Raw genomic sequence first — 11908 nt, 5'->3', positions numbered from 1 at the left:
GGGAGGGCGAAGCCCTCCCCGAACCCCTCCCACGATCTTAGCGGCTTCTCGTCTAGCGGCTAGCGCCTATCCCGCAATGGAGCCCGGCGCGCACGAGTATGAGCCGTGCCGCCGGGCTGAGCATGTAGTCATAGAGTGTCTGCACCGCACGGGGCAGGCTTCGCTCGCGCAGGCGGCCCAGGAACCATTCCTGCTGGAGGGGTAAGCCCGCCAGATCAACACTGCCAAGCCCCTCGCTGCGTGGGGGCGCACAACTCTGCGGCACAAAGGTGAGCCCCAGACCAGCGCGGGCAGCATGAAGCAGGGCTGCCACACTATCCGTCTCGAAGACCGGACGCAGTTCGGTTGCAGGTACGCCGCGCCGCCGCAGCCCCTCCTCAATCGTGCGGCGCAGCGGCGAACCGGGGCGCGGCAGCACCAAGGGCTGCATGCGCAGACTCGGTGGCAGCACCTGCTCCTGTTTGAGCAGCGCGTGGCCTGTGGGGGCCAATAACACCAGCACCTCACTGCCAAGTGGCGTCAATTCGAGGCCACGCCGTCGCTGCTGCTCTTCGAGCAGCACCAGCCCAAGCTGGCGTTCCGCCAACGCATCGAGCAGTTCATCGGCAGAAGCAATCAGCAACTCCGGCATAATCCCCGGAAACTGGGGCTGGAAATCGGCCAACAGGCGTGGCAGCAGGCGTTCGCCGCTGCTACTAGTACAGCCCAAGAGCACCCGGCCCGTAACTTGGCCCTTGAGCGCCAGCATATTCTGTTCAGCGCGCGTCGCCAACTGCACCAACTCACGCGCACTGACGAGCAACTCCTCACCAGCGTGGGTCAGCACCATCTTCTTACCCACACGCCGAAAGAGGCGCATCTCGCCGAGTTGCTCCTCGAGGGCGCGGATCTGCTGGCTAATCGCCGGTTGGCTCATGTGCAACACCTCAGCCGCCGCCGAGTAGCTACCGGCATCAACGACAGCTAAGAAGGTGCGAAGGTGAAAGGTGTTGAGCATGGTGGGAGGAGAAGAACAGAGGAACAGAGGAACAGAGGAACAGAAAAACAGAAGAACAGAAGAACAGAGGCTGTCTGAAAAGTCTATGAACTGGCGTTGGAGTGCCGGCTTCAGCCGGCTAACGCCAGCACTCCAGCGCGTGCCCGCTAACTTTTCAGACAGCCTCTCACCTAATCACGCGGCTAGGCGGAGCAATCACCGTTGGTTCCAGCGCCAAAATGCGGCTCATGCCCTTGAGACCACGATTGGTCACACTAATGATATAGTAGGGCGTGAGTGGGAGCCGTTCACCGGAGCGAAAGCGCAACTCGATGCGATGTTGCGCCCGGCGCAGCACCCGTACTTCCAGCGCGGTCACATCACTCATGCGCCGTTCAGTACGCAAGCCCCGCAGCCCGTAGTGGCGCAGACAAATCTGGTCGCGTTCACGATCAAAGGCAATACTCACCAACTGACCACCAGTGTAGAGGACAAAAAAGGCAAAAGCCGCAAGGCCCGCAATCGCGGCCATGGGCCCTTCCACATCTACAACCTGTTGATCGAAGATACGCCGCACAATATCGGCAATCCCCAAGGCCACCAACAGCACAAAGCTCCAAGCCGCCACCGGAAGGTAGCGCACCCGTAGCGTCTGCTGATCACCTACAACTGAACAGATAAACATAGGCCGAAAGCCCGATAGCCGAAAACCGAAAAGCGAAAACCATGGTACCGCAGGTAGCGTTTGGCTGCAACCAACCTAAGAAGTTGTCTGAAAAGCTAGGTGGGTACGCGTTGGAGTGCCGGCTTTAGCCGGCTGAAGCCGGCACTCCAACGCCAGTTCATAGACTCTTCAGACAGCCTCTAACGCAATGCGTCACTCTGCTCTTGCGTTGACACAGAATTCCTGCTATGATCGCTTGATGAGATGCCTATTTTCTCTTTCCTCATTTCCGTATCCTTTAACAAGGGGACATTGCGATGGCCTACTTCAAAGATGAAGCCGAACTGGCGCAGATTATTGGCGGCCTCTATGAACTCGTCAAAAAGGACTCCCAGGTCGCACCCAAGATCTGCGCGGGCAAGATCATCATCCAATTTCGCTACGACGATCCCAAAGGGGTTGCGACCATCAACGCGGCCCATCCGCCCACCCAACCCGCTGCCTACTGTGATGTCCACTGGGGCGAGGTTGAGCTCAAGCCCGATGTTGAGATGAGCATGAAGGCCGATATTGCCCACCAGTTCTGGCATGGTAAAATCAACCTGATGGCTGCGCTGACACGCCGCCAGATCATCGCCAAAGGCCCCATTCCCAAGATTCTCCGCCTGCTCCCCGCAGTGGCCCCGGTCTATACGATATATCCTAAATTTTTGCGCGACATCGGACGTGAAGACCTCGTACTTTCCAAATAACCGTTGTTGCGTCATACCATTTTAGATTGTAGATTGTTGATTGCAGATTGCCGAACATGGTGTCCCAATGGGCATTAGCATGCTTGATGATGCGGCATGTTCAAGGGTAATTGGTATCACACCACCGAACCTATGCCAAGCAACAGCGAAATGTTCGAGCGCGGCGCTTACGACGCCGAGCATGATGAACTGAATCTCTTCTACTACCAGCACTACTACTTCTACCGACGCGGCTACGATCAAGCCCGACGGCAGGTACGTGGGCACCCCGACCCACGCATGCTCGCCGGGGTCGGGGTGGTCGTGCTGGTTGCCCTGTTGAGCGTAGGCGGCTGGATGCTCTTTGGCTGGCTCGGTGCCTCGCAAGCGGCCCAGAGTCCGATTGAGCCCATCGTAGCCACGACGCAGCCCGCTCCGGCCACGCCGCGACCAACCCCAAGCCCAAGCCCTACCCCTGAACCCAGTGCAGAACCGAGCCTACAACCTGGCGTTCAGGCTCTCGTGGTTAACCTCAACGGTGCCCCCTTGCGTGTCCGCCGCGACCCCGGCATCACGCCTGAGCTTGGTCGCCTCAACGAAGGCAGCGAAGTCACCCTACGCGAAGGCCCAGTTGAAGCTGACGGTTACCTTTGGTGGCGCATCGAAACCCCCGGCATCAGCGGCTGGGTGGCCGCAGGTAGCCTTGAAGGTACACCCTTTCTTGAGCCACTGCCGTAGCTTGGAGGAGTGATACTAAATCATCAAGAACGCTGACACTCATTGGGACGCCCATGTTCGGCAATCTACAATCTACAATCTACAATCTACAATCTACAATGGCACTACCCATCACGCAGAGTAGACACACTTGGCGCAACGTTCACATCTTCATAGATGGCGCGTAGCGGGATACTTACCTGCAAGGTGCGCAGGTGCAAGCTTGCTTCGCTACCAATCACATCGGCCAAGCGCCACTCTTGCTGCTCATGGCGCATGAAGTGTTCAATATGATATTTATTTTGGGCAACGAGAATATATTCTTGGAGGGTTTCAATCGTACGATAATGTTGAAATTTTTCGCCTCGGTCGTAACGTTCGGTTGAAGGCGAAAGAATCTCGATAATAACGGTCGGGTTGAGGAGTGTATCACGTTTATCTGGATGCAGAAAGTTTGAAGCACCACACACAAGCGTAAAATCTGGATAGGTGTATAGTCCAGTTTGTACAATTTTTACCCGCATGTCACTCGGATAGGCACGACACGGACGGCCTCGCACATGCGCTCGCAGCAGTGCAGCAATGTTGAGCGCCAGCAAATTGTAGACTTCACTGGCACCCGCCATCGCATAGATGCGTCCAGCAAAGTATTCATGCTTTTGGGTGCTTGTCCGTTCTTGCTGAAGATACGCCTCTTCAGTGATATGTATGGTTGGTTGTGCTGTCATCGCAACTCCTCATACGACAAACCTATTTACTCCATGAGGAACTATCGGGGCGGGCAAAACTCTCCCCGCCCCCCTCACTTTGAGCAATTCTACCCTTATAGTAGCCACGCCGTTCAGCGGGAAGCAGAGCAGCGATGCGCCCCATCATAGCATCAGTAAGCTGATCCATGCTTGTGGCAGGTAGGGAACCTTTGGCGTTGGGCTGGAGCAGCAAGGGTTCGCCGATGCGCAGGTGGACGGGGCGGCGCAGCAGTGAACCGCGAGCGCCATGTTCGGTGCCGACAATAGCTACCGGAACAATGGGGACACCAGCTTGGATAGCGAGGCGAATGGCACCGCCGCGCCCTTCGGTGAGTACCCCGCTGCGGCTGCGGGTGCCTTCAGGAAAGACGAGCAGCACGGCACCATCGCGGAGGGCCTGCACGGCTGCGCCAAGAGCATTGGCATCGCGCCGCCCGCGCTTAATCGGAATGACGTGCATCGTCTGGAAGAACCAGCGAGCAAAGGGATTGCGAAAAATCTCGGCCTTGGCGAGCCACGAGAGGCGGTAGCGGAAGGGCAAGAGGGTAGCGACGACCGGAATATCCACCCAATGCACATGGTTCATCACCACCACCAGGCCGCCCGCCTCGCGCGGGGGCAGATGCTCGCTACCCTCCACCCTCCAGCGTAGCCAACCAAGCCAACGCATCGTATGAAGCCAAATGTAGAGCAGCAGGTAGATGAACCAACCTAGCATAGGTGTACCTCTGGCATATAAAATGCTACACCCCAATTCCAAGCCCAACGCTATAGACGAGCCTGCCACCAAGCCAAGCACTGAGGAGCAGCAGGAGTGCGCCGAGGGCGTGCAACCCCACGTAGCCACGCCGTGCCAGCCGATCGGCGATGATAGTGGGCTGGCGGTGCTGACGCACGAGTGCCGCCGTGTAGCATGCGAGGGCGGCGATGCTGGTGAAGGCATGAGCATTGAGCAAGCGCATGATATCGTTGCCATAGATAGCATCAGGGCCAGCAACTTGGCGTGTGGCATCGGCCACACCTGTCAGCAGCGCTACTATGCCACTGAGGCAACCCACAAGCAGACAATGGTACGCACTGGTGGCCCATGCATTCCGACCTGTACGCAAGGCCAACAAGGCAAAGAGGCTACTGACCAGCAGCAACGCCAACGGAAAGTGAACCGTGAAGGGGTGTAGCGTAGGCATAACAAGGATACAGGAAGGAGGATACAGGAAGGAGGAAATAGGCAATAGCGCAACAACCGCATCAGGATGGGCTAAATGTCCTAGATTGTCATGGAGCCTGAAACCATCCCATAGTATAGCATGCAGGGATACCACTCAGCCGATCGCGCCAGTCTACGGTATAATACCATTTCAGATGGTAGCTGGTAGCTTGCCGAGCATGGCGTCTCGATGAGCTTTGGCCTGATTGATCATGCGGCATGTTCAACAAAGATTGGTATAATTGAAACCATGAGGTTTGTGGTGCATACCAAACTGTGCTGCTTATGAATTCATTCACCAACTATAATCCCCTGCTCCGCAGCCCAATTGTTGGCTATGCCTACCATCGCCTGATGCTTGATGCCCATGGAACACCTGTAGACTATGAATTTTTAGAAGTGAACCAGACCTTCGAAAAACTTACTGGTTTAAGCGAGAAAGACATCATCAACCGCAGCATCCGAACCATTCTTCCAGACATTCTGCACGCTGAATTTGATTGGGTTGGTTTTTATGGCCAGATTGCTCTAACGTGTGGCGAAGCCTCTTTTGACCAATTTTCGGAACCACTACAAAGATGGTATCGGGTTCATGTCTATTCCGAAGAAAAGCTCTTTTTTACAACAATATTTATTGACATAACTGAGAGTAAGCAGCACGATAGATTGCTCGTTGAGTTGTTCAGCCAAGTTCCGGGGGTGGTCTATCAGTACCGCTACCATGGCGATGGCAGGCACTATTTTCCCTTTGCCTCAGCCCAAATCTGGGACGTCTACGAAGTGAGTGCCGAGCAGGTGCGCGAGGATGCAAACATTCTCTTTGAACGTTTGCACCCCGATGATCACCAGCAGGTAATCGATTCGATTATCGCCTCCGCTAAGACGCTGAGGGTCTGGGAGTGTGACTATCGGGTCAGGCTGCCCACAAAGGGAGAGCGCTGGTTGCGAGGTATTGCCAAACCCCAAGCGCTCAATGATGGCAGTGTGCTGTGGCATGGCTATATTGCCGATATTACTGATCGTAAAGCAACCGAGTTAATCCTGCATGAACAGTATCGCATGCAGGATCTGCTTATGCAGATTGCTACCAAGTACATTAGTATTCACTCATCTGAACTTGATGCAGCACTTATCGATTCATTGCAAGCTATGGGTGAATTCATTGGCGTTGATCGAGCCTATATTTCTACCTATATTCCAGAAAATGATTGCTATCGTCATAGCCACGCATGGTGCAGAACGGGTGTGAAACCACAATTCACGGAGTTGGAATGGGTATCGCTGCGTAAGACCGCACGCTGGCTTGATCACCATCGGCGCGGTCAGACGCTGAACATCCCTCATGTTGCCGCATTGCCGCTTGATGATCCCTTCAGAGCAATCTTAAGCGCCCAACAGATTCAATCGATCCTTCTTGTACCAATGATCAATGGCGGCCAAACGGTTGGTTGCGTGGGCTTTGATGCGGTAGAGCAACGCCGGGATTTTTCGGAACACGAGGAATTGTTGCTCAAGCTCTTTGCTGGGCTGCTGGTCAATGTACAAAATCGCATGCGCCTTGAACGCCACCTTCAAGTGGCGAAAGAGGAAGCCGAACAGGCCAATCGGGCTAAGAGTAGATTCTTGGCCAATATGAGCCACGAGATCCGTACCCCACTCAATGGGGTGATTGGCTTCACCGATCTGCTCCAACAAACAAAACTGAACCCCACCCAAGAACAGTATGTGCGTAATGCCAATGTCTCGGCCTATATGCTGCTGGAGATTATCAACGATATTCTCGATTTCTCGAAGATTGAAGCCGATATGATGAAGCTCGAGCGCATCAAAATTGATCTGCTCGAATTGGTGAAACAGTGTATCGATATTATTACGTATAGTGCTGAACAGAAGAATTTGAAGCTTTTGCTTCACCTTGAGCCAAATGTACCGCGCTTTATCTTTACCGATGCGGTGCGCTTGAAACAAGTTTTAGTCAATCTGCTTGGTAATGCGGTAAAATTTACCCTGCATGGCGAGGTTGAACTCTCTATTGATTATACCCCTCTGGATGCGCATCAAGGCCATGTTCGCTTTGCAGTGCGCGATACCGGAATTGGGATTGCCCCGCATGAACAACAACAACTCTTCCGTGCCTTTACCCAGGCCGATAGTTCCACTACGCGCAAGTTTGGTGGTACTGGACTTGGTTTGGTTATTGCCGACCTGATTGTGCAGAAAATGGGTAGTAAAATCTGTGTTGAGAGTGAACTTGAAAAGGGAAGTATTTTTTATTTTGAAATAACTACCGATGTAGAACATGAATCAACAATAGATGCACAACCAAGCTATGGATTGCAGCCCTCCCTTGTGTTGAAAGACCACGAGCATGAACATGCGCCCATCGTACTGATTGCTGAGGATGTGGCGATCAATATGTTCTTGATCGAGGCTATTATCCAGCGTCTGCTGCCTTCGGCCACTATTGCCAAGACGCAGAATGGTCAAGAGGCGCTTGCGTTTTGTCGCCAGACATGGCCCGACCTCATCCTTATGGATGTGCAGATGCCCGAAATGGATGGCCTTGAGGCCACGAGAGCAATCCGGGTGCTGCAAGAGGCGCATGCAGCACGCCATGTGCCGATTGTGGCTCTGACTGCTGGGGTGCTCAAAGAGGAACAGGAGCGCTGTCTGGCTGCTGGTATGGATGCATTTCTGAGTAAACCTGTGAGGGCTGAACGCCTGCAGGCGATCATGCGCCAGTTTTTGGAGGATCTGTGATATGGCTATCCAAGCGTCTGAGCGTCGTCGTTGGTGGTACGAGCGTGGTGAGCCGGGTGCGCTTACGCTGTTGGCGATGGCTGCTATTAGCCTGCCGCCCCTTGTCTTGATCGGGGTTCTTCGTATGGCCCAAGCTGGCCAGGTTGCCGTGGTGCTCGCTTGGGTAGCGGCGCTCCTGCTGCTGCTACGCCTGCCTGCGCTGCTGCGCGGCGAAGGACGACGCCTCGGACTCTTGGGCCTCGTGTTGGCAACGGGTTTCACAGGGGCGGGTTTGGCCGCGGTGCCGCCTGCGGTTGATGCCCAAGGTGGCGGCCTGACCTTTGCGGCTTCGCCACGCATCTCGCAGGAGCATTTTAGCCGCATCCTGATCACGGGCAATTCGCCCGCTGCGCCCTATGGCGATGAGCTCTATGCGATTATTGTGAGCTATGGCCTCGATCCTGCCGTGGCGCTCGCCTTCTTCCAACACGAGAGCCAGTATTGCACTACGGGTGCGTGTGTCAACAATGCGCTGCTCAATTGGGGCATGCTGCGCCGCCATATTCGCCCCGAACGTAACGCGGGCAGTAGTGGCGGTTTTGCACGCTATGCCAACTGGGAAGATAGTGTGCGCGATTGGTGCGAATTGATGCTTGGCTACATCCGCCGTGGCATGGATACGGTTGAAAAGGCTATTCCTGTCTATGCTCCCACCTCGGACGGCAACGTGCCCTCGGCCTACATCAACGCCGTGCGCCGCCAAGTTGCTGCCTGGAGTGGCGGCAATATCCCAAGTGGCGGTGCGCCACGCGAACCGGCCCTGCGCGCCTATAGCATGCCCCTCGACCAAGCGCTGCTCAGTGAAACCTTCCTAGCCGCTGCGGTTGAATATCGCCCCACCTGGGCCTTCCACCAATACCTGTTGAGTGAATCGCAGGCCGGACGCCCCTTGGGTGTGCCGGTTGATGGCAGCCGCATCATTAACGTCAATGGCCAACGCTTCGCCGTTCAGGTCTTTGCCCTCGATACGCTCTATACCCCCATTGCCGCCCAAGAAGCGGAAACCAACTGGGGTGATGTGCGCCGTCTTAGTGACCTGCTGCGCCAAAGCGCCCCCCAAACAACACCGACCCGCACCGTGACCCCGACCCCTAGTAGCGATGAGGCAAACTCACGCTAACGTATGGTACAATCCTTCGGGTCGTTGCGCTCTGCCCCGTCCTTGCCCCACGACCCGACAGAAACGCGCCAGCATATATAAGGAGCCGATATGCACATCGTTGTGTGTCTCAAACAGGTCCCCCGCGATAATTCGGTCAAGATTAACCCTGACCTGAGCATCAATGCCGACGGAATTGAAAAGATTATTAACCTCTTTGATGAGTATGCTATCGAAGAGGGGCTCGTTTGGCATGAGAAGCACGGCGGTAAACTCACTGTTCTCTCTATGGGCAGTGATGAGTGGGTTGAACAGATCCGGCGTGCTTTGGCTATGGGTGCCACCGATTCGCTGCTGCTGAAGGATGCCGCCTTTGCCAAGCTGGATACGCTCGCTGCCGCGAAGGTGGTGGCTGCTGCAATCCAGAAACTAGGTGATGTAGACCTGGTCTTCTGCGGGCGGAATAGTACCGATGACGAGAGTGGGGCTTTTGCTCCGGCTCTCGCCCGGACGCTGGGCTGGGCCCAGGCGACCTACGTTGGCAAGGTGCTTGAGGTTGACCCTGCGGCGCAGCAGTTGAGCGCCGAGCGCCATCTTGAGGGCGAAATTGAGACCGTGAGCGCCAGCCTGCCCGCCGTCGTCAGCGTCATCAAAGACATCAACAGCCCACGCTACCCCTCGCTGCTCAAGATCAAGAAGGTGGCCAAAATCACCCCGCCCGTCTGGAGCGCCGCCGACCTCGGTATCGGCACCATCACCCCAGTGACCACGATAAGCAACCGCGTCCCGCCCCCCCCGCGCCCCTCCGGCGAAATGGTGGACGGCCCCGATGCCGCTGCAAAAGTCAAGAAACTTGTAGATAAACTCCTCGAAAATCAGATTGTGTGATGGTGCTAAGGCAAGAGCATAGCGATGTGCCCCACGGCACATCAATGAAATAAGGAGACACCCTATGGCGGGCGTACTCGTCTATATTGAGCAGGCAGGCGGCAATGTGGCCGCGATTTCGCGTGAGTTGCTGGGTAAGGGCAAAGAGTTGGCGGCTGCTCTCGGTGGGCCGCTCAATGCCCTGGTGGTAGGCGCGAATCCGACGGGCTTGGCCGAGCAGGCGTTGAACTTCGGTGCCGCTACGGTCTACAGTGTGGCCGATAGCAGCCTCGAAGCCTACACCACCGATGGCTATGTGGCGGCGGCTAAGGCCGCTGTGGAGGCCGCCAATCCTGCGTTGATTCTCGCTGGGGCCAGTTTCCAGATGCGCGATTTTGGCGCATCCTTGGCTGCCGACCTAGACGCTGGTTTGGCAGTAGATGTGGTTGATCTCAAGGTTGAGGGCGGTGCGATCAGTGCCACGCGCCCCTCCCACGGCGGCAATGTGATCAATAGCTTCAGCTTTGTGCCCGACAAGCCGGTGGTGGCCCTCGTACGCAAGCAGAGCTTTGCCGAAGCACCAGATGGTGCGAGTGGTGGCAAGATCCAGAGCCTAAGCCTGCCAGCCACCACCATCCGCACCAAGGTGCAGGGCGTCAGCGCCAAGAGCGGCGCAGTCAACCTGACCGATGCGGCAGTGATTGTGAGCGGCGGGCGTGGCTTGAGCGACAAGGATAACTACTACAAGCTCATTCCGCCGTTGGCCGAAACGCTCGGCGGCGCCTATGGTGCCTCGCGTGCGATTGTGGATGCCGGTTGGGTACCCTATGAGCACCAAGTCGGGCAGACGGGCAAGACGGTCAGCCCCAAGCTCTATGTGGCTGCGGGGGTCAGTGGCGCGATTCAGCACCTCGCAGGTATGCGTACCAGCCGCAACATCGTGGCGATCAACAAAGACCCAGAAGCCCCGATTTTCCGCGTAGCCACCTTTGGCATCGTTGGCGATGTGAACGAGGTGTTACCACTGCTGACTGAGGAGTTGCAGCGCCGCCTGGGGCGGTGAGAGGGTGAGGGAGGAAGAGATGTAGAGGATTGCACCACAGAGACACAGAGTACACAGAGAAATTTTTGGCATTACCTCAACCTCCAATACCTCTGTGCCCTCGGTGCCTCTGTGGTGCAATCCTCGGTGCCTCTCCTCTTACCCTTGAACATGCCGCATTATCAAGAACGCTAACGCCCATTGGAACGCCATGTTCGGCAATCTGCAATCTACAATCTACAATCTACAATCTACAATCGTAAATGGTATCACTCACAACAGGGCGCTGTTTGTGCTGGGGCCGCCAAGGCTTGGAGGGCGCTCCCGCCGTGGCGTACTTGCATGAGATCGAGGTAGACACGGTCATCTGAGGCGGGCATGATCCGTACCACGAGGCTGGTAGCACTGTCGGGGGCCACAAAGCTGCCCTTGATGGGCGACCAGTCGCGTGGGGGCGCTTCGGGTGTCCAGAGTACGACGGGTTGCCAGAGGGTGGTGTCTTCGTGCAAAGGCTGGCCAGCGGCGTCACGCCATTGGAAGAGCAGCCGCACGCGAGTGGGTGAGCGCTGGATCGAGTCGGTAAGCGCAAAGCCGCTGAAGCAGAGACGTTGCCCAGGGCGCACCGTGACTGCGGGGGTCTGGAGAAAATTGCCGATGCCGAGCAGTTGGAAAGCGCGGCCATCGCCATCAAGATCGAAGCCTTGACCGTCCACCGCCGGGCCGCGCAGCTCTACGCCTCCAGCGCGGCGCGCCCAGCCATCCGGCAGCCCATTGCCCCCACTAAAGCTGATCAAATTCGGACGCCCTGGCACAGGCTGGCATGCAGCAATCCGCTGCTGGATAAAGAGCAACCCGCCCAGCAGACTAATGAGCAATGAAGCGAATAGGGCAGCAATAAGCAGACGTCGTGTATTCATTGTATTAATGAATCGTAAAAGGGAGGGGTTCGGGGAGGGCGAAGCCCTCCCCGAAAACCCCTCGTATTAATGAATCGTAAAAGGGAGGGGTTCGGGGAGGGCGAAGCCCTCCCCGAAAACCCCTCGTATTAATGAATCGT

General features: G+C 56.2%; 12 protein-coding genes. 6 read left to right on the top strand and 6 right to left on the bottom strand.

Annotated features, from left to right (window positions below):
- Positions 1–52: 52 nt before the first annotated feature.
- On the bottom strand, positions 53–997 hold the full coding sequence (locus tag CJ255_RS19130) for a LysR family transcriptional regulator (RefSeq protein WP_097645693.1): 945 nt from the start codon (positions 995–997) through the stop codon (positions 53–55).
- Positions 998–1163: 166 nt separating this feature from the next.
- Complete coding sequence (locus CJ255_RS19125; RefSeq protein WP_097645692.1) at positions 1164–1661, bottom strand: hypothetical protein; 498 nt, start codon at positions 1659–1661, stop codon at positions 1164–1166.
- 296 nt (positions 1662–1957) lie between these two features.
- On the opposite strand from CJ255_RS19125, the gene CJ255_RS19120 reads away from it, so the two are divergent.
- On the top strand, positions 1958–2392 hold the full coding sequence (locus CJ255_RS19120; protein WP_097645691.1) for a hypothetical protein: 435 nt from the start codon (positions 1958–1960) through the stop codon (positions 2390–2392).
- A 96-nt stretch (positions 2393–2488) separates the two neighbouring features.
- Positions 2489–3109 carry an SH3 domain-containing protein gene (locus CJ255_RS19115; protein ID WP_245863585.1) on the top strand — a complete coding sequence of 207 codons (621 nt, stop codon included), beginning with the start codon at positions 2489–2491 and terminating at the stop codon, positions 3107–3109.
- Positions 3110–3213: 104 nt separating this feature from the next.
- Here CJ255_RS19115 and CJ255_RS19110 read toward each other — a convergent pair whose 3' ends face one another.
- From CJ255_RS19110 to CJ255_RS19100, 3 genes are read right to left on the bottom strand one after another with little or no spacing between them, the layout of a single operon-like run.
- Positions 3214–3816 carry a Uma2 family endonuclease gene (locus CJ255_RS19110; protein ID WP_097645689.1) on the bottom strand — a complete coding sequence of 201 codons (603 nt, stop codon included), beginning with the start codon at positions 3814–3816 and terminating at the stop codon, positions 3214–3216.
- A gap of 22 nt (positions 3817–3838) precedes the next feature.
- A complete protein-coding gene (locus CJ255_RS19105) occupies positions 3839–4555 on the bottom strand; it encodes a lysophospholipid acyltransferase family protein (RefSeq protein ID WP_097645688.1) in 717 nt (238 codons plus the stop codon).
- 25 nt (positions 4556–4580) lie between these two features.
- The gene (locus CJ255_RS19100; protein ID WP_097645687.1) at positions 4581–5024 is read right to left on the bottom strand and encodes a DUF2231 domain-containing protein; all 444 of its coding nucleotides are present in this window, start codon (positions 5022–5024) and stop codon (positions 4581–4583) included.
- 305 nt (positions 5025–5329) lie between these two features.
- Between CJ255_RS19100 and CJ255_RS19095 the strand changes: the two genes are divergently transcribed.
- From CJ255_RS19095 to CJ255_RS19080, 4 genes are all read left to right on the top strand, one after another.
- The gene (locus CJ255_RS19095; protein WP_097645686.1) at positions 5330–7804 is read left to right on the top strand and encodes an ATP-binding protein; all 2475 of its coding nucleotides are present in this window, start codon (positions 5330–5332) and stop codon (positions 7802–7804) included.
- Position 7805: 1 nt separating this feature from the next.
- Positions 7806–8963, top strand: a complete 1158-nt coding sequence (locus CJ255_RS19090) for a glucosaminidase domain-containing protein (RefSeq protein ID WP_097645685.1) — start codon at positions 7806–7808, stop codon at positions 8961–8963.
- A 90-nt stretch (positions 8964–9053) separates the two neighbouring features.
- Positions 9054–9830, top strand: coding sequence for an electron transfer flavoprotein subunit beta/FixA family protein (locus CJ255_RS19085; RefSeq protein ID WP_097645684.1), 777 nt, complete (start codon positions 9054–9056; stop codon positions 9828–9830).
- 64 nt (positions 9831–9894) lie between these two features.
- Positions 9895–10872 carry an electron transfer flavoprotein subunit alpha/FixB family protein gene (locus CJ255_RS19080; protein WP_097645683.1) on the top strand — a complete coding sequence of 326 codons (978 nt, stop codon included), beginning with the start codon at positions 9895–9897 and terminating at the stop codon, positions 10870–10872.
- Between the two features lie 248 nt (positions 10873–11120).
- Here the strand turns inward: CJ255_RS19080 and CJ255_RS19075 are convergent, their stop codons facing one another.
- A complete protein-coding gene (locus CJ255_RS19075) occupies positions 11121–11768 on the bottom strand; it encodes a hypothetical protein (RefSeq protein WP_097645682.1) in 648 nt (215 codons plus the stop codon).
- Between the last annotated feature and the right edge of the window lie 140 nt (positions 11769–11908).

The sequence above is a fragment of the Candidatus Viridilinea mediisalina genome, assembly GCF_002532535.1.
GTDB lineage: Bacteria > Chloroflexota > Chloroflexia > Chloroflexales > Chloroflexaceae > Viridilinea > Viridilinea mediisalina.
Note: the sequence above shows the minus strand (reverse complement) of the source record. Positions and strands in the feature narration are given on the sequence as shown.